General features: G+C 41.6%; 16 protein-coding genes and 4 pseudogenes. 3 read left to right on the top strand and 17 right to left on the bottom strand.

The features are described from left to right. Positions 1-310 precede the first annotated feature (310 nt). Positions 311-1,369, bottom strand: coding sequence for a PDDEXK nuclease domain-containing protein (locus AC058W_RS06415; RefSeq protein WP_118610145.1), 1,059 nt, complete (start codon positions 1,367-1,369; stop codon positions 311-313). Between the two features lie 97 nt (positions 1,370-1,466). Here AC058W_RS06415 and AC058W_RS06410 point away from each other — a divergent pair, with 97 nt between their 5' ends. Next, on the top strand, positions 1,467-1,748 hold the full coding sequence (locus AC058W_RS06410) for a type II toxin-antitoxin system RelB/DinJ family antitoxin (protein WP_117677606.1): 282 nt from the start codon (positions 1,467-1,469) through the stop codon (positions 1,746-1,748). After that, positions 1,745-2,029: a type II toxin-antitoxin system YafQ family toxin gene (locus AC058W_RS06405; protein WP_117677607.1), complete on the top strand. Its 285-nt coding sequence runs from the start codon at positions 1,745-1,747 to the stop codon at positions 2,027-2,029. The genes AC058W_RS06410 and AC058W_RS06405 overlap by 4 nt, the downstream gene beginning before the upstream one ends. Before the next feature lie 118 nt (positions 2,030-2,147). Here the strand turns inward: AC058W_RS06405 and AC058W_RS06400 are convergent, their stop codons facing one another. From AC058W_RS06400 to eno, 16 genes and pseudogenes are all read right to left on the bottom strand, one after another. Next, entirely contained in the window at positions 2,148-2,477 is a 330-nt protein-coding gene (locus tag AC058W_RS06400; protein WP_118610144.1) for a hypothetical protein, read from the bottom strand. Then, entirely contained in the window at positions 2,474-2,926 is a 453-nt protein-coding gene (locus AC058W_RS06395; RefSeq protein ID WP_118610143.1) for a helix-turn-helix domain-containing protein, read from the bottom strand. The genes AC058W_RS06400 and AC058W_RS06395 overlap by 4 nt, the downstream gene beginning before the upstream one ends. Before the next feature lie 144 nt (positions 2,927-3,070). Beyond that, a complete protein-coding gene (locus tag AC058W_RS06390; protein WP_118138066.1) occupies positions 3,071-4,564 on the bottom strand; it encodes a sensor domain-containing diguanylate cyclase in 1,494 nt (497 codons plus the stop codon). Between the two features lie 392 nt (positions 4,565-4,956). After that, on the bottom strand, positions 4,957-6,252 hold the full coding sequence (gene rseP / locus AC058W_RS06385; RefSeq protein WP_117846292.1) for an RIP metalloprotease RseP: 1,296 nt from the start codon (positions 6,250-6,252) through the stop codon (positions 4,957-4,959). A 1-nt stretch (position 6,253) separates the two neighbouring features. Beyond that, positions 6,254-7,404, bottom strand: a pseudogene (dxr, locus tag AC058W_RS06380) (1-deoxy-D-xylulose-5-phosphate reductoisomerase). A 55-nt stretch (positions 7,405-7,459) separates the two neighbouring features. After that, complete coding sequence (locus tag AC058W_RS06375; protein ID WP_479389837.1) at positions 7,460-7,561, bottom strand: phosphatidate cytidylyltransferase; 102 nt, start codon at positions 7,559-7,561, stop codon at positions 7,460-7,462. Beyond that, positions 7,515-8,249: pseudogene (locus AC058W_RS06370) on the bottom strand (phosphatidate cytidylyltransferase). The gene AC058W_RS06375 and the pseudogene AC058W_RS06370 overlap by 47 nt, the downstream one beginning before the upstream one ends. A 3-nt stretch (positions 8,250-8,252) precedes the next feature. After that, positions 8,253-8,961 (bottom strand): annotated as a pseudogene (locus AC058W_RS06365) (isoprenyl transferase). A gap of 176 nt (positions 8,962-9,137) precedes the next feature. Further along, positions 9,138-9,689, bottom strand: coding sequence for a ribosome recycling factor (frr, locus tag AC058W_RS06360; RefSeq protein WP_117677616.1), 552 nt, complete (start codon positions 9,687-9,689; stop codon positions 9,138-9,140). 33 nt (positions 9,690-9,722) lie between these two features. Further along, positions 9,723-10,418, bottom strand: coding sequence for a UMP kinase (gene pyrH, locus AC058W_RS06355; RefSeq protein ID WP_117677617.1), 696 nt, complete (start codon positions 10,416-10,418; stop codon positions 9,723-9,725). Positions 10,419-10,531: 113 nt separating this feature from the next. Next, positions 10,532-11,578 (bottom strand): hypothetical protein, encoded by a 1,047-nt coding sequence (locus tag AC058W_RS06350; protein WP_118411687.1) that lies wholly within the window; start codon positions 11,576-11,578, stop codon positions 10,532-10,534. Between the two features lie 349 nt (positions 11,579-11,927). Continuing rightward, positions 11,928-12,398: an SsrA-binding protein SmpB gene (gene smpB / locus AC058W_RS06345; protein WP_025580321.1), complete on the bottom strand. Its 471-nt coding sequence runs from the start codon at positions 12,396-12,398 to the stop codon at positions 11,928-11,930. Positions 12,399-12,538: 140 nt separating this feature from the next. After that, a pseudogene (gene rnr, locus AC058W_RS06340) lies at positions 12,539-14,480 on the bottom strand (ribonuclease R); the annotation flags it as partial. Then, on the bottom strand, positions 14,441-14,950 hold the full coding sequence (locus tag AC058W_RS06335) for a hypothetical protein (RefSeq protein ID WP_479389836.1): 510 nt from the start codon (positions 14,948-14,950) through the stop codon (positions 14,441-14,443). The pseudogene rnr and the gene AC058W_RS06335, both read right to left, overlap by 40 nt. Before the next feature lie 151 nt (positions 14,951-15,101). Continuing rightward, positions 15,102-15,338, bottom strand: coding sequence for a preprotein translocase subunit SecG (gene secG / locus AC058W_RS06330; protein WP_117677620.1), 237 nt, complete (start codon positions 15,336-15,338; stop codon positions 15,102-15,104). 75 nt (positions 15,339-15,413) lie between these two features. Beyond that, a complete protein-coding gene (gene eno / locus AC058W_RS06325; RefSeq protein WP_117677621.1) occupies positions 15,414-16,751 on the bottom strand; it encodes a phosphopyruvate hydratase in 1,338 nt (445 codons plus the stop codon). Positions 16,752-17,860: 1,109 nt separating this feature from the next. Here eno and AC058W_RS06320 point away from each other — a divergent pair. Beyond that, positions 17,861-18,706, top strand: a complete 846-nt coding sequence (locus tag AC058W_RS06320; protein ID WP_117677622.1) for a delta-lactam-biosynthetic de-N-acetylase — start codon at positions 17,861-17,863, stop codon at positions 18,704-18,706. Positions 18,707-19,045 lie beyond the last annotated feature (339 nt).

The following is a 19,045-nucleotide window of genomic DNA, read 5'->3' as shown; positions in this document are numbered from 1 at the left end:
AGTCTCCTACTGCTTATTACTTTTGCAGCCTTCGCGTTACTGTTCATACACCACTATCCCGAGACATACAAGCCAAAATCCCATTGCCGCAGGCAATCTGGAATGAAATTTTGGCTACGTTACTGTGAACGGAGTGAACAGTGTATATTCCGACCAATGAGCCGGAATTTGCAGATCACCATAGTCTTGTCATCGACCTTTTTGATTTTCTATTTTCTCACCTTCTTTTTACATCCATTACCCCAAAAGGGTAAAAAAATAGCCATCTGAATGGTTAGTCCAAATGGCTTATGTGATAATCCTTACTGGATTATTTATTCTTTTCTTTTAGTTTTAAGATATATTCTTCTTCTGCCTGTTCTAATCGTTTCTGAATAGCTTCCTCCGATGGCAACTGCGATTTTATTTCTTGTAAGCGTATATTATCGTAAGTTGCGACTCCCATAGGTGTCTCTATTCCCTGAAAAGCCCACTGAACCTCTGTCTGATCCTTATCTTTACATATCAGAAGACCAATTGTTGGATTATCGGATCCTGATTTCATTAACTCATTGACCGCATTTACATAAAAGTTAAGTTTTCCTGCAAACTCTGGTTCGAATGATACTGCTTTAAGTTCAACAACTACATAACAGCGAAGCTTAATATGATAAAAGAGCATATCTATTTTTCTTGTTTTACCAGCGACAATAATCTCTTTCTGTCTTCCTATAAAGGCAAATCCTGATCCAAGTTCTAGCAAGAAGCGTGTAATATTCTGCTCTAATGCATCTTCCAACTCTTCCTCATCACGTCCTATGAAAAGTGATACAAAGTTGAAATCATAAGTATCTTTTACGATTTCCTGTGCAAGTTTTCCTTGTATGGCAGGAAGTTTTTCCGCAAAATTAGTAAGTGCATTACCTGATGATTGGTATAAATTTGCTTTTATACAACCAACAAGTGTACTCCTGCTCCAGCTTTCTTCTATTGTTTTTCTCACATAAAATAAAGCTTCTTCTATTGTTTTACATTTTGTTACTATTTCCACATGATGTCTCCATGGTACAAATCCGAAGATTGCAGGAAATTCTATTTCTGCACCAGCTTGGTGCAGTTTTTGATTTTCACTAATTTCTGCACCAACCTGTTGCAGTTTTAAGCTGTTTAAATCGATACTGTTTTCAATCGTATGAGCCATTTCTGAAAAGATATCGCTTGATGAATAAAACAAGTACCATTTTTTCATATTCCAAAGATTTCTTGCTGAAAAACCTTTTTCATCAGGAAATTCATTTTGTAAATCGAGACTTAACTGTTCTACAATTCCTTTTCCCCATTTTTCTTCCGCTTTTCTTTCTACTAAATATAATAAATTTCTCTGTGGAATTTTTTACACGAATATTGTTTATTTTCGTGCATTATATTGATATTTTCGTGCATTATACATATAATAGTTATATCAAAACAAATAAGGAAGTGATACTATGGCAAAAACAACAACTAGCAATATCAGTATCCGTATGGACAGTGATCTCAAAGCAGCAGCAGAGGCTCTTTACGAGGAACTTGGCATGAATCTCAGCACAGCCTTCAATATTTTTGTACGTCAGTCTTTACGCGAAAGAGGAATCCCTTTCAAAATCACAGAAGGGACGCCAAACAAAGAAACCGTCTCGGCAATGCTTGAGGCAGAAAGAATTGCAAAGGATCCATCTATTAAAGGCTATCATAATGTTGATGATTTTTTTGCAGACCTTGAAAAATAACCAGATACGAAATCAGAAACACTACGCAGTTTAAGAAAGACTATAAGCTTGCCAAACGACGTGGTATGAATATCACCTTACTGAAAGACATCATTACAAAACTTGCAAATGGTGAACCTTTAGGTGCCAGACATAAAGACCATCCTTTATCTGGTGACTGGATCGGGCACAGAGAATGCCACATCCAGCCAGACTGGCTTCTTGTATACCGAATCGAAAATGATATTCTTGTTCTCACTTTATCACGCACTGGCACACATAGTGATTTATTTAATATGTAGTTTATAAAATTATGCGCACCAGACAACCAGTGCGCATAGTTTTTATTTCACATATTCAGCAATCTTTTTCTTATCACATTTTTTTAAGCATTTCTGTAAATCTACATTTCTCTTTCGTTTAAATTCCATATTCCTTATATAACTGCTCACGTTTTTCAGGATCTGTCGATACAATCTGGATTTCTTCCGTTCTTTGATCCTGAATCAGCCGATTAATCAGAGTTCCTAAACGAGCTTCTCCTTCCGCCTTAAGCCTTTCTGATTCCAGTTCCAGAACTTTTCCTCCCATAACATCACCTATTCCTTTCCGGATATCCTCTTCTTTTTCGAAGATATGATCCGCTATCTTTACAATTAGTTTTGTCAGATTTGTATATAGTTCCGCTTTCCAAAAATACGCACCAGTCCAAAAGCCAATGCGTATTTTTTCTTCTTTATTTTTCTTCACTTCAACACAAAATCCCTCAACTCATCCCTCTTCCTCACATGCAGCTTATCAAAGATATCCGTCAGGTAATGTTTGACGGTGTTTAGGGAGATTCCGAGGTGGTCGGCGATTTCCTGGTTGCTCCAGTTGCGGCAGGCGAGCATGGCAATGGAGAATTCCATGGTTGTCAGGGCATCTGTGACGCTTCTGTCTGAGCCGGGGTTGTGGACTGCGATCCAGCCGCGGCTGAATGCGATGACTGCTTCTGACAGTTGCTTATAGAGCCCAGGGTTTTCTTTTCTCACAGTGGATTCCAGAAGACCCTGAAGCAGTCCATGAAGTTCGATAAAAGGCTCCAGAAGTTCATCCTTCGCTGCCATATGCCATGCAGTGAGCAGGGCTTCCTGGGCTTCTTTCTGGTGTTTCAGACTGATCTCACACATGGCAACCATGCAGTACAGGTAAATCATGCTGATGGGATGTGTGCCATCTTTTTATCCTTGAAGCTCTCCACTTTTTCTAATGCATGTCCCGGCTCAAATGTTGAATTTATCAGCGGTAATACTGTATTTTCGTCCATTTTTCTTTCGTTTCTTCTATATCCTTTCCTGACATTATTTCTGTTCTTCTCTTGTCTCTTCCTGATAGACATTAAATCCGTCTCTTCCGCTCTGTTTGGTTTTGTACAGTGCGATGTCAGCATTCTTATACAGGTCAAGATATCCCGTTCCTTGTTCCGGGGCAAAAGAAATTCCGACACTGATGGTCACATTCTCTCCGTTCATTTCTGCGAAAGGAAGATTCTCCATTTTCCGAAGCAGACTCTCGATTCTTGCAACAGCGCCTTCCTTATTCTCTGTTTTCCGCATAAATACTACGAACTCATCTCCGCCGATACGGCCTATGATGTCGCCCTCGCGGAAATGTGCCTGAAGAATCTGTCCAAACTGCTGGAGGACTTTATCTCCTACAGCATGTCCATATCTGTCATTGACATACTTGAAACAATCCACATCCATGATCACAAAGGTTCCCGGTTCCTGTGGATGTTCCTGCAGCACATCATTGATTTTCTCTTCTGTGCTTCTCTTATTATAGGCATTTGTCAGCGCATCCGTCTCTGCCGCACGAAGAAGCTGCATATTTCTGGCTTTTGTTTTATGAAAAATATACAGAATCAGCAGACATACCATGATGACAAATCCTACGGTAAATATCAGTTCATACCATCGAATGAAATCGTAGGACTTCTGCGCTTTTGAAACCGGAATTACATAACAGATCATCCAGTCATTCAGTCCCATACTGGTATAGGCCAGGTAACGGTCTGAACTGCGGTCATTTCCGTTTCGCATTATCATCAGACCATCTGTACCCGTTGTAAAATCCTTCTTTACCTTCCCAAGAGAGGACCCGCCAAGCATTGTCTGATTATCATAAAATCCGAAAAAATTATCTCCATATGTAATCTTGTGATAGGTAGAATCTCCGTCATAAGCAATGATCTCACCATAACCGTTAGTTATCAGTGTATATCCGACATCTTCAAAGAAATCATTAAAGAGCATACGGCTTAATGAAGTTACATTGTAGGAACCGCAAAGGATTCCGATTACCTCTTCATCTTTCCATACCGGTACGCCCAGAACCACTCTGGTTTCCTGATCTACACTGCTCTCCAGAGGATCACTCAGCGTTTCTTTTCCCCTGATTGCCTCTTTGAAATATCTTCTGGCAGATACATTTTTCGTCACCCCGTTATCATAGTGGGCAGTTCCATCCGGTTCTACCAGCGCCGTCCGCTCCAATGCCGTCTTTTCAGCAAGAGCATCTAGCATCTCCATATTTGCATCCGACAGCAGATCGTCAGACTTTCCTATCTCTTTTGCAATGCCATTCAGATATCCGTAATGAATGTCCAGAATAGATTTTACGTGTTCACTTTGTCTTGAAACATTTGTCACAATTGTTTTCTGTGACCTCTTCTCAATAGAGCTCTGTACGCCCAGCAAAAATATGACCAGACTTACACCTACTGCACATATAAAGATGAGAACTGCCTTTACATATGCTGTTGTTTCATTTTTCTTTTTCTTCCTTGTTGCCATCTTTTTGCACCTCACATTTTTCCATTTTGCTACTTTCACACACACTATCCTGATCCTTATTCCAACTTAATATCTGGCAAAACTCCACGAATAATTTTTTATCGGCGGAGCATTTGAATGAGGCAATGCGGCAGCATCGTCAACTGAATACAATACTATCCGGTAAAAAGCAGACAAGCAGACAAACATGTTTACACACTTAAACATATTTGTCTGACAGATAAACATCAGAATATCTCTAATATAGCAAAAGCAACGCAAAAAATCTATATATTCAGGCCTGTTTCTTTCACAAATTAACGTAAAAAAATGACAGAGTTCCATTTTTTTGAAAATCTGTCATTTTTAAGTCCTGTACAGCAGTATTCTATACCAAATAACTGCCCCGCAGTTTAAATAAGCTTCACAATGTCATTATACATGACAAATACCATCAATGCCATCAGAAGCATCAGCCCGGCGAAGTGTATGGAACCTTCCACTTTTCTGTTGATCGGTTTTCTGCGTATTGCTTCGATAATAAGAAATACCAGACGTCCTCCGTCCAGTGCCGGAAGAGGCAGGAGGTTCATTACGCCGAGGTTTGCAGAGAGAAGGACTGCCATATTGAGCATATTCATCCACAGGATCATTGTTCCCTCGCTTTTGCTTTCCTCATAGGTCGTTCCAATCGCATCGACCACACCGACCGGACCGCTTAAGTCTTTCATCCCAAGTTTGCCTGTAACCAGTTCTTTCAGGCTGAGGATCGTTGTGCGGACCATGTATTTTACTTCTACTGCGCCGTATCTGATCACATCCAGACCTTTGGCTTTCTCGCAATATACGTTATACGTAAATCCTGATTCTGCCGTGCGGTACTCTTTTGGAGTAACCGTGATATCGTATGTCTTTCCATCTCGTTTATAAGTTAATTCTACCGGAGCTCCTGTCAGAGGATTCTCCTGTATATATTTCTGATAGTCTTCTGAATTGGAGATCTCTGTTCCATTGATCGAAGTGATCACATCTCCGGCCTGAACACCTGCTGCCTGTAATGGCATTCCGTCCATCACGGATTCCACTGTCATGACAGAAGCATCGTCACCATTGAAGTTGCAGCCCAGAAGATATCTCACATTTGTATCCGATTTATAGGAAATATCCATCTTCTTTCCGTCACGCTTAACAGTCAGATTGATGGTGTCTCCCTCTTTCAGTTCATTCAGATAGGAATACACATAGAGATCTTTTCCCAGGTCAATGTGATATCCCTGATAGCTGGTGATTATGTCGCCTTCCTTCAGTCCGGCTTTCTCAGCGGCAGATCCTTCCGTTACGGAAAGCACTCTGGACGGCTCATATCCCACAGCTCCTACAATGATCACAGACAGTACAAATGCCATGATAAAGTTAAAGACCGGTCCGGCAGCAACCACTGAAATCCTGCCCCACACCGATGCACTGTTAAAAGTTCCCGGCTCATTCTCTATATCCGTATCCTCTCCCAGCATGGCACAGGAACCGCCGATAGGAAGAAGTTTCAGCGAATATCTGGTACCGTTTTTCTCCGTACTCAGCAGTCTCGGTCCCATTCCAAGGGAGAACTCTGTAACTACGATCTTATTCAGCTTTGCAAAGAGAAAATGTCCCAGTTCATGGAAGAGAATGATTGCACTGAATATGAGGATTGCAATAATAATTTTCAATCTACCACCTGCTTTCGATCCATTGATAAGTTTCTTTCTCGATTTCCAGAATCTGATCCAGATTCCGGATCGGCAACTGCCGTATGTCTGCTCATAGACTGCCCGATAATCTCATAAATATCCAGAAAACTTATCTTTTTCTGGAGGAATTTACGCACCGCCAGCTCGTTTGCCGCATTAAAGACGGTCGGCATACTGCCACCTGTCTGTGCCGCTTCGATAGCCATCGGGAGTCCCTTAAATGTCTCTCTGTCGGGTTCTTCAAAGGTAATCTGTTTCAGCATATGGAAGTCAAGTCTGTCGCCTTTTAAGATATCTCCGGTCCGGATAGCATAATGCATACTGGATCGGGAGTCTCATATCAGGTGTTCCAAGCTGTGCGATCACTGCACCGTCCTCAAATTCCACCATAGAGTGAATGATGCTCTGTGGCTGAACCACTACCTGAATATGATCCAGATCTACATCAAAAAGCCATCTCGCTTCCATAACCTCCAGACCTTTATTTACCAATGTAGCAGAATCGACTGTAATCTTCTGTCCCATTACCCAGTTTGGATGCTTCAGGGTATCTTCCAGAGTTACTTTCTCAAGGTCAGCTGTTTTCTTTCCACGGAAAGGACCGCCGGAGGCAGTGATCAGCAGTTTATGTATCTGCTCTCTCTTCTCTCCGTGAAGCGCCTGGAAAATTGCGCTGTGCTCGCTGTCTACCGGCAGAATCTGTACACCGAACTGTTTCGCCAGCGGCATGATCAGATGACCTGCTGTCACCAGTGTTTCTTTATTTGCCAGTGCAATGTCCTTGCCTGCAAGGATTGCTTCCATGGTAGGTCTGATTCCGATCATTCCCACGATAGCTGTGACCAGAATATCCGATTCCTGCATTCTCGCAAGTTCGATCAGACCGCCCATCTGGCTTACGATCTTTACATCCAGATCCTGTACTCTCACCGCCAGATCTCTGGCTGCTTCTTCTTCTTTCCAGACCGCTACCAGTTTCGGGTGAAATTCACGAATCTGTTTCTCCAGCATTTCCACATTGCTTCCTGCCGCAAGGCCGACTACTACTTCCAGGTCTGCGTTTGCACGTACCACATCCAACGTCTGTGTTCCGATTGAGCCAGTGGAACCTAATATTGCTACTTTTTTCATATATACCTCTTTCTTCTTACTGTCAGTTAACAATTATCCCAAATCCAATCATATCTCAATACATAACAATAGAAAGAAAATAGATTACCGGTGCGGTGAAGATCACGCTGTCAAATCTGTCGAGGATTCCGCCATGACCTGGGATTAGTTTTTCCATAGTCCTTGATTCCCTGGTTTCTTTTGATTGCAGAAGCTGCCAGATCACCTACCATGGAGATGAGTGCTCCGACTGCACAGATCACTGCATATTCCAGCATCGGTCCCTGCGTTGCCGCTGCATAGATCACGCCCAGAAGTGCAGCTCCGACTACACCGCCGACTGCACCTTCCACTGATTTCTTCGGGCTTAAGATTGGTGCCATCTTATGCTTGCCGATCAGCATTCCACGCAGTAAGCACAGGTATCACAGCCCCAGGAACACAGGAAAATCAGCCATACATGGAACTTTCCGCCCGGAAGGCATCTGGTAAGGTAAATAAATGACAGCATCACTGCTACATAAACAATTCCAAACAGCGCCGGCATCACCTGAGCTGCCTGATAAGCCGGATATGTGAATACATAGACACAACATGATCAGTACCAGCCCAAAAATAATTGCCAGAACACCATATCTTTCAAAGTCAAGCAGTACAGCCAGATAATAAAGTACTGCACCTGTATATCCTGCTGCCGTCAGCAGATTCAGCTTCTCATCCTGCACCTTCATTACCTTATATAACTCTCTCATTCCGATGAGAGAAACAGCAAGAAGTGTGAAAAACAGCACATAGCCGCCGCTTATGATGGTAGCAAGCGCAATGATCACGAGCAGGATTCCGCTTAAGAGTCTTGTCTTAAACATCCTTTATTCCTCCTTTACTCCCCCGTATCTTCTGTCTCTCTGATTATATTTCTCGATGGCTTTTACCAGTTCTGCTTTATTGAAATCCGGCCATGCCACATCTGTGAAATAGAATTCCGTATAAGCCATCTGCCATAACAGGAAATTAGAAAGACGTAATTCTCCGCTCGTACGGATCATCAGTATCAGGGTCCGGGATTCCTGCGGTATCCAGATAATTGTCAAATACATGCTCGTCGATCTCCTCCGGCTTTACTTTACCGTCCACTGCATCCTGTGCCAGTTTGCGGATACCCCGGACGATCTCATCGCGGCTTCCGTAATTTAATGCGATCTGGAAATAAATCTCATCATATTTCTGGGAATACTCCTCCAGATGCACGATGCTGTCCTGGATATTCTGGTCAAATGCGGAGATTTCTCCGATCACGCGGACTCTCATCTTATTCTTGTCAGCCAGTTTGATACATTTCTTCAGATAGCTGCGAAACAGCTTCATCAGGCCATCCACTTCTTCTTTGGAACGCTTCCAGTTCTCTGTGGAAAACGCATATACTGTCACGTATTTGACTCCCAGTTCTTTCATGTAATCGCAGACTGTCTCCAGATTGGCACAGCCCTTCACATGGCCATAGCTTCTCGGCATTCCCTTGGCTTTCGCCCAGCGTCCGTTGCCATCCAGAATAATAGCGATATGATTTGGTACATTCATACTTTTTGTTTCCTTTTCCTGTTCTGTTATATTTTATGATACCAGAGTCACACATTCTGCACTGACTTTAAGAAAGTAAGACTGCAAAAACAGCCTGGCTGCGGGACAATCTCTGATATCAAGTTGACAAAAACAACAAGAGAGCCCGCATCATGGAGCTCTCTTTTTCGTTTCCCTTATACGGTCATGATCTCTTTGCTCTTTGCATCCACTGCCGCATCAACTTCTTTAATATATTTGTCTGTGCTCTTCTGAATCTTATCCTCAAGCTCTTTGATCTCATCCTCGGACACATCCTGTTTTGCAAGTTTCTTATATGCATCGTTTGCATCACGACGGATGTTACGGACTGCAACTTTGGCACCTTCACCTTTTTTCTTAACATCTTTTACAAGCTCTTTACGACGTTCCTCAGTAAGTTCCGGGAATACAAGGCGGATTACTTTACCGTCGTTGCTTGGGTTTAATCCAAGGTCAGAAGTAAGGATTGCTTTCTCGATTCCTTTGATCAGGCTGGATTCCCATGGCTGGATCTGAATCATACGGGCTTCCGGAACAGTGATGTTTGCCACCTGCTGTAATGGTGTCGGAGCTCCGTAATAATCTACTGTAAGTTTGTCAAGGATATGCGGGTTCGCACGTCCTGCACGGATCGTAGCCAGTTCACCCTCAAGGCTTACCAGTGTTTTTTTCATTTTCTCTTCATATTTCTGAATTCTTTCATCCATTAGGTTAGTCTCCCTCTTTTATAGATTTTATTATTATACAGTAACTTTTGTTCCGACGAATTTGCCATGAACGGCATTGATAATGCTGTCTTTCTCATCCAGTGCAAATACCAGCATCGGCATCTTCTGTTCCATACACATGATAGATGCAGTCAGGTCCATCGCTGCCAGTTTCTTCGCAACTACTTCTTCGATGGAAATCTCATCATATTTCACTGCATTCGGGTTTGTCTTCGGATCGCTGTCATAGATTCCGTCAACAGCTTTCGCAAGAAGAATCGCTTCTGCCTCGATCTCTACTGCACGAAGTACGGTTGCTGTGTCTGTGGAGAAGTACGGATGTCCTGTACCGCCTGCAAAGAATACGATCTTGCCCTGTGCGAAGCTCTCTTCCACTGCGTCTTTGGAATAAAGGCTTGTGAATGCGCCGCATACGAACGGTGTGAAAATCTCCGTCTTTAATCCGAGATATCTGCAGATATCAGATACGTAGATACAGTTCATAACTGTTGCAAGCATACCGATCTGGTCAGCTTTATTTCTGTCGATCGTCTCGCTGGTACGTCCTCTCCAGAAATTACCTCCGCCGATTACGATACCAATCTGCAGACCTTCCGCAGCGATCGTCTTGATCTGTTTCGCAACTTCGATAACAGTTGCCTCATCAAATCCGGTCTTCTTCTCACCGGCAAGGGCTTCACCGCTTAATTTTAATAATACACGCTTCATAATTAACTGTCTCCTGAAATTAATTTTATCGCAGATAACAGAATTTGCGATATGCTGCCTGTTTAACAAGCCAGATATCATGTTCCATCTTCTGCTATATTCGTATTTTTATTTTACCATATTCCGGCAACAATTTCATTACCATTTTCATCAACAGTAGTAGAAACTGTAAAATTGCTGTAATAGTGGAATCCGGTCTTGCCAGTCTCCGGGTCATCCTCATAGCTGCTGCCCTGTGGTGATCCACATGCACCCTCCAGCGCATCCAGTGGCTGTCCGATGTACTGCTCCGCTTTAGAAATCATATCTCCGCTGTTTCCCGGATCATCATCGCCACCGCCGTTTCCGTTATCTCCCGGATCATCGTCTGAACCACCATTTCCGTTATCTCCGGAATTATCTGTACCGCCGCCGTTTCCGTTATCTCCATTATTATTCTGGTCATCGCTGTTGTTATTGTTATCTTTTGAATCAGAATTATCTGTTGAATCTGTAGTATTGCTGCTATCTGTAGAATCAGAATCACTGTCATCTGTCATTCCCAGACGTTTCTTTACATCAGCAAGGGTAGATATCTCTTTCTTAGTTGTACCTGTCAGATATTTCGCATACGGAATCGAGTCATCACCTGTTCCATCCATGCATAATGTAATCTGTGAAATAGTTTTCAGCGGAATGTCGCGGAAGAAGCATTCATTCTTCTCTTCATCTGTATAGGTGATGCGGATATCATAAGATGCTGTGCTCTTGTTTGCAGTTGTCTGTGTATCTGATGGCATATAATACAGGGCTTTATCCTTATCCTTCAGTGTAAACATATCATTGATAAGGTCTTCTCCCCATCCATCATCTTCTTCATCCTCATCGGAGCTGTCTTCGTCGCTTACATGTGTACGGATATAAAGTGCCTGAATGTCATCACCTGTATTATTTACAAATACCACCTTGGATGCTGTTGCAGTTTTCTCTCCCATCACATTCTTTATATCATCATCTGATGTCTGCTGCATATCTACCATGTCAACTGCCTTGGTAACCTCAGGAGTTGGCGTAGCAGTTGCCTGTACAGGCTCTGTCTCTGTCGTCTGTTTCTTACCACATCCGGCAGCGGCTACTGTCATTACCAACAGACCTGCCAGTATTAAATAACGTTTCTTCATATATATTCCCTCCTATATCCGGAATATCTTTTTTCTTTTAACATTTTCATTTTTTCAATTTCCTATTATTGCAGAGTATCGAAAACTTGTCAACCAAACGCATTCGGATTTCATACATTTTTTAGACTTTCGGATTTCGTATTTTCTCTTTTTCATCTATTATGCCATAAAAAGAATCATTTCTTGTAATTAGCACATCTTTTTATAATCTGTTATTTATGCCCAATATAAAATCAGCAGGAAATGCCATTATATTATTCTGGCGTTTCCTGCTATCTTTTGGTATATCGTTTCGTAAATAAATATATCAATTGCACTAAAACGATGTGCGGGATTATATATTTACTTGTCAGTACAGATTCTTGACTTTAAAGTCTCGCTCTGCTTCTCTTCTCTGGTCTTTCTTCGCAATGTCCTGTCTCTTGTCGTAGAGCTTCTTACCTCGTGCCATACCGATTTCTACTTTTACCAGGCTGTCTTTGAAGTAAACTTTCAGCGGTACAAGAGTCAGACCTTTTTCTTTCAGTTTTGCTTCTATCTTATTGATTTCATATCTGTGAAGCAGGAGCTTACGGATTCTCAGCGGATCCTTATTAAAAATATTGCCTTTTTCATAAGGACTGATGTGCATTCCGTAAATGTAAACTTCTCCGTTCTCCACGCGGATAAAAGACTCTTTGATACTGCATTTGCCCATACGCAGAGATTTTACCTCTGTTCCTGCAAGGGCAATACCTGCTTCATAAGTATCTTCTATAAAATAATCATGAAATGCCTTTTTATTATTGGCAATCAGCTTCATTCCTTTTTTCTTTGCCATAATATCCTCCAAGCCATTTTTATTCAGTTATAACATATTTATATAAAAACTTCCAGACAGGAACTTTACTGTGATTTCATTTTGTCTGGCTCGCGCTGCATTTTTTACATTGAGTAGTATATAAATATCAAATAGCCTCTTTATTCCTCAATTTCATCATCTGTATCCCATATGTCAGAAACCAGCTCAAAATCTACTGTTTTCAGCATTTTGTCTGCATCTGCCACGCGAACACATACTTTATCTCCAAGCTTGTAAACCTTCTTTGTCATTTCGCCACGAAGTTCATAACTTTCCTGATCAAACACATAATAATCATCACGCAGTGTATTGACATGTACCAGACCCTCTACCGTATTCGGAAGCTCCACGTAAAGTCCCCATCCTGTAACGCCGGAAATGATTCCTTCGAATTCTTCCCCAAGATGATAAGACATATACTCTGCTTTCTTCAGCTTGTCTGATTCACGCTCTGCCTCATCTGCACGTCTTTCGCATACACTGGACTGTCTTGCAACCTCATCCAGAATCTCTTTGTAATGTTCGGTTCTGCCTTCACGCATCAGGCGGCCTTCTTAAGTTATCTTTGATGATTCTGTGGATCTGTAAATCCGGATAACGTCTGATTGGTGATGTAAAGTGACAATAATATTTCGCTGCCAGTCCGAAATGTCCGCTGCATTCTGTTGTATATTTCGCCTGTTTCATAGAGCGAAGCACCAGGCGGCTGATCATTGCTTCATTTGGAAGTCCCTCGATACTCTCAACGATCTGCTGGATTTCCTTTGGTGTGATCTCTTCCTTTGCTTTCTGAATCTTCACTCCCTGATTATGAAGAAGTGTCAGAAGACTCTCTACTTTCTCCGGATCCGGATTATCATGAGTTCTGTATACAAATGGAATCTCCTCTGTGCAGTATTCCTGTGCCACTGTCTCATTTGCCATCAGCATGAAATCCTCAATAATCTTCGTTGCCACATTTGCCTCGTATGGTTTTACATCAATGGCTTTTCCTGCGGCATTGAGAATGATCTTGCTTTCCGGAAAATCAAAATCAATGGAGCCTCTGTGGTGTCGGCTGCTTCGGATGATCTCAGACAATTCTTTCATCATAAAGAACATCGGAATCAGTGCTTCATATCTCTTCTTCGCATCCTCGTCCGCATCTTCAAGAATGTTCTTTACATCTGTATAGCACATTCTCTCATCTACGTTAATCACTGTCTCCGCAATCTGATGAGAAACTACCTTACCTTTTTCATTAATGTCCATCAAACAGCTTAATGCCAGTCTGTCCTGTCCCTGGTTCAGGGAACAGATTCCATTGGAAAGGCGTTCCGGCAGCATTGGCACAACGCGGTCTGCCAGATAAACACTGGTTCCCCGTTTCAGTGCTTCTCTGTCCAATGCACTGTTGTACTGAACATAGTTACTTACGTCTGCAATATGAACACCAAGATGATAAATACCTCCCTCTTTTGACAGAGAGATGGCATCATCCAGATCCTTGGCATCTTCACCGTCAATAGTAACAGTCTGCAGATGTCTCAGGTCCAGTCTTCCATCTCTGTCAGCATCCAGTACGTGATCCGGAACTCTCTGTGCCTGCTTCTGTACTTTCTCCGGAAATTCACTTGGAATTCCGAAGCTCTTGACGATTGCCAGAATATCTGTACCCGGTGTACGGATATTTCCCAGATTTTCTTTGATCTTGCCTTCTGGGTTCTTATTTTTTGAACCATAATCTGTGATTGTTGCGATTACTTTATCCCCATTTTTAACTCCCGCAGCTTCTTTTCGCGGAATAAAAATGTCTTTGGAAAATTTCGGATTGTCACTGATCACAAACCCAAAGTCGCGGTTCAGCTGATAAGTTCCCACAATCTCCGGCATGCCTCGTTCCAGCACTTTCACAACAACACCTTCCTGACGTTTGCCTTCTTTCTGTCCGTCAAGGATGATGATCCTTACCTTATCCTGATGCATAGCGGTTCCTGTGTAGGCTTCCGGGATAAAAACATCTTCGTCCTGTCCCTCAATCTCTACAAAGCCAAAGCCTTTCGGATGTCCGATAAAAGTTCCTTCTGCCGGAGTTCCTTCCAGGATCTTCCTTCACGATATCCTTCTCTTTCATCCCGAAAATCCCGTCCCCGATTCTTCCGGCGATCCTTCTCCCGATTCCACTCTTTATCTCTATCTTTGTTTCTGTCTTTTTTCTTATCTTTACTGTCTTTATCGTTTTTATCTTTATTCTTCTTATCTTTCTTCTTTTTTCCGAAATCTGCTTCATACTCATCTTTTCGGTCATCATAGTGGCGGTCATCTTTTTTCTTCTTCCACTTTCCTTTGACCTTCTCGTATCTGCCTTTGTGGTCTACAGACACCTTACCTTCGTCACAAAGCTCATCCAGAACATCGTACAGATCTTTTTTCTCCTCTTTTGAAAGTCTCAGAAGAGAAGAAATCTCACGAAATCTCATTGGCTGATAAATGGGATCTCCCATCAGTTCAAGGACAAACTTCTTTCTGCGTTCTATATCTTTTCTACTCATCTTTCTCCTTTTATTTCATTATAAACAAATATTACCAGTGTACTGACCAATACTCAATTAACAACCCAGGAAGTATAACACACTCATGAAATTTAAATGACACAAAAAACACCCTTGTACGTGACAAGAGTGTTTCCAGTTTCTTACTCAATTAACCAAGCATATTTAATGCTACAGATATTACGAAAAATAAAATTCCCATAATAGTGGTTGCCCTTACAAGTCCGCCCTCCATGGAACGTCCCTTGTTCTTACCCCAGTAAGTCTCTGCTGCTCCGGCAATAGCACCAAGTCCCTGCTGCTTGCCTTCCTGCATAAGAACTACTACTGTAAGAGCGATGCAATCTATTATGAAAATGATACTCAGAATGATCTTAACAATATGCATTTCGTTACACCTCCTAATCAACTGAGTTTCATTGTAACATAGCCGCAGAGGGATTTCAACCACATTTCCGAGTTTTTAACAGCTTTTTTCGCTCTTTTTAAAGGGATTTTCGTACACTGCAAGTTCTCCCAGCGTCTCATGGATCCGCAGGAGCTGGTTGTATTTTGCGTTTCTGTCCGAACGGCAGGGAGCTCCTGTCTTGATTTGTCCGGCTCCTGTGGCAACTGCCAGATCTGCAATAAAAGCATCTTCTGATTCTCCGGAACGGTGCGAAATTACTGCTTTGTATCCTGCTTTTTGAGCCATTTCCACTGCATCCAAAGCTTCTGAAAGAGTTCCTATCTGGTTTACTTTTACCAGAATCGCATTGGCAGCTTCTAATTTGATTCCACAGGAAAGACGCTTAATATTAGTCACAAACAGATCGTCTCCGACAAGCTGGATTCTATTCCCCAACCTTTCTGTCATCTGTTTCCATCCTTCCCAGTCATCTTCCTCCAGACCATCTTCAATAGAAACGATTGGAAATTTCTCGATCAGTTTCTCATAATATTCTATCATCTCCCCGGAATCTCTGAGAACTTCTTCTCCTTTCATCTGTCCTTCACCCGGAAAAACATATATGCCTCTTTCTTCATCATACAATTCACTAGCCGCCGCATCAATCGCAATGCAGATGTCTTTTTCCGGTTCATAGCCTGCTTTTTTTACCGCTTCTATGATCAGTTCCAGTACGCTTTCTGAATCCGGAAGGTCCGGTGCGAAACCGCCCTCGTCTCCAACTGCCGTCGACAGGTTCTTCTGTTTCAGAATGATTTTGAGAAACTGATATACTTCTGCGCACATACGAATGGCTTCTTCCATATCTTTCGCACCGACCGGCATGATCATAAATTCCTGCAGATCTACGGTGTTATCCGCATGACGTCCCCCGTTTAAGATATTCATCATCGGTACCGGCATCTGCCTGGTGTGGCATCCTCCCAGATATTGATACAGTGGAATACGAAGCGCCGCTGCTGCTGCCCTTGCCACTGCCATAGAGACTCCAAGTGCTGCATTCGCCCCGACGTTGCTTTTATTATCTGTACCGTCTGTCTCTATGATTTTCTTATCAATATAAGCCTGATTCAGGGCATTTTCCCCAAGAATGGCTTCTGCCAGTTTTATATTTACATTCTCTACTGCCTTACGAACGCTAAGTCCCGTATAGTATCCTTTCTCCCCGTCACGAAGTTCTACTGCCTCAAACTTCCCGGTAGATGCTCCGGAAGGGACGATTGCCCTTCCTGTATATCCATTGATTCCAATCACACCTTCTCCTACTGTAACTTCGACTTCTACCGTAGGATTTCCTCTCGAATCCAGTACTTGTCTTGCGTGAACCCTTCTTACAGGCAGATAACGTAACATATTAGAACCTCCTGCTTCTGATATTTAACCGGATCAGGTAAATCCACTGCCCTGACTGCAAATAGAAATAATCAGCAAATATGGACTTGCCTGTATCCGTTTGACTTGCTTCATAAACATATTTTTACCCAATGTTCTTCTTAGTATGCGCTGTTTAAACATATTCAATCGGATATTCGCAATTGAATCAGGGGACTTACTTGATTCGTTAAAAAACACTGGTTATTTTTTGAGTTCATTATTATTTTCAGAATATTTCATCAGTATAAATCATTTTAATTATATCTTTTAAATGTTTTTATAAATTTTCTATTTTTATGCTTGACATTTCAATTTTTATCTGTTATATTAAGTTCATAAAACAAAAGGGATTACGAAAATAAAAAAAGAAAAGGAGTGAGACCACCGAAAACATAACTTCTTCTTTATAATTTAAGAAAGTGAGGTACAGACCACCAGAATAGCTAAGTTTCAAATTCATGATTCATAATTTATGAAAGGCAGGTACGGACCACCAAGAACTTAAAGTTTTAAATCCAATTAAGTTTTATAAGTTCCTATCAAACACAAGGAAGGTACAGTCCAATGAAAACCTAACGATTTACCTTATTTTAACTCATTAACTATTCCATATGAAGAAGGTACAGTCCAATGGAAATTTAATTTTTTAAATAACAACCAATCAATACAGGGAAGGTACAGTCCGATGAAACGTTAACGATTTACCCTATTTAAAATGTAACAGTTAACAGCATACAGAAGGTATAGTCCAATGAAAACTTAACGATTTACCCTATTTACATCTGATATAGCGAATCAGAGATACTAACAAGGAAGGTACAGACCAATGGGACAGTAAGTTTTAACATTTAATATTTCAGTTTTACATATAATTTCATAGAAAGTGAGGTATCATCCCTTGGATACAGAATCTTAACAGGAGCCACGATAAGCAATAGATCGATGGCTCTTTTCTTTTACATAATTTTCTTAAAATATCTACATTCAAATTATTCACCTGTTCTCATTGCTTACTGCCTTTCGCTTCTATCTTTCTTTTTTATCTCATATATTAAAGCAATACCACATATTTTGAGGTTCTCATCTCTATGCGTCGCAAATACATATCACAAGTCAAATTTTTCTCAGCCAGATCTATAAGGATTTTTCTTTTATTCTTTATGTCTGCACTCATTGGATCGGCTGCCGGAAAGATCGTCTCTCACCATATCGCAAAACAATCCGCTCTCCCATCTTCCTCCCAAAGTTCCAACTGGGGGCTTAGCTTTCAGGAAGAAGGAAAACGTCCTGTGGGAAATGCCACGATTGAAGAGCTATCCCGGTATAATGCCTTTTATGCTGAAAACACTGAGGAGAAGAAAATCTATCTTACTTTTGATGCCGGCTATGAAAACGGAAATACCCCTGCCATCCTGGATGCATTAAAAAAACATGAAGCCCCGGCTACATTTTTCGTTGTGGGAAATTTTATTTCTGAAAATCAGGAGCTGATAAAAAGGATGGAAGCCGAAGGACATATTGTTGGAAACCATACGATGACACATCCTGATATGTCAAAGATTTCCACGCAGGAATCTTTTCAAAAAGAACTGTCTGGTGTAGAAGATATTTATAAAGAAATTACCGGTAAGGAAATGACCAAATTCTACCGGCCGCCGCAGGGAATTTACAGTACCCTGAATCTGTCTATGGCCAAAGAAATGGGATATCATACCTTCTTCTGGAGTCTTGCTTATGTGGACTGGTATCAGGATAATCAGCCAGATCCGCAGGAGGCTATCGAAAAGCTGACCAGACGAATTCATCCCGGTGCTATTGTTCTGCTGCATAGCACATCTTCTACTAACGCGCAGATTCTGGATGAACTCTTGAACAAGTGGGAAGATATGGGATATTCGTTCCATTCCTTAAATGAGCTGATTGAACATTCCTGATCCCGTTCCCCGCATGCAAGATTTTCATAATTGAAGCAAAAGTTAACTCTACCCCAAAAGGAGAGGCACTCAGCAGGATCTTTATCCTTCAGAGTACCTCTCCTTTTGTTTATAAATCAATACTTATGAGAATATCAATTTATGTTACGTTATGTGATTTTGTAACCGTCCTGCATTTTTACAGTTACGGTTCGTTTTTACAGATAATTATTCAGCGTCTTCTGCTGCTTCAGTTTCTTCTGGCTCTTCTGTTGTTTCTTCGCTGTCTACAACTCCACCTTCAACTACCAGATCTTCCGGATCAATGTTGTCACCATAAACAGGTTTCAGAGTTTCGTG

It is taken from the genome of Blautia sp. CGZ-1-C1 (assembly GCF_056504575.1).
This window is presented reverse-complemented; position numbering and strand designations above follow the sequence as displayed.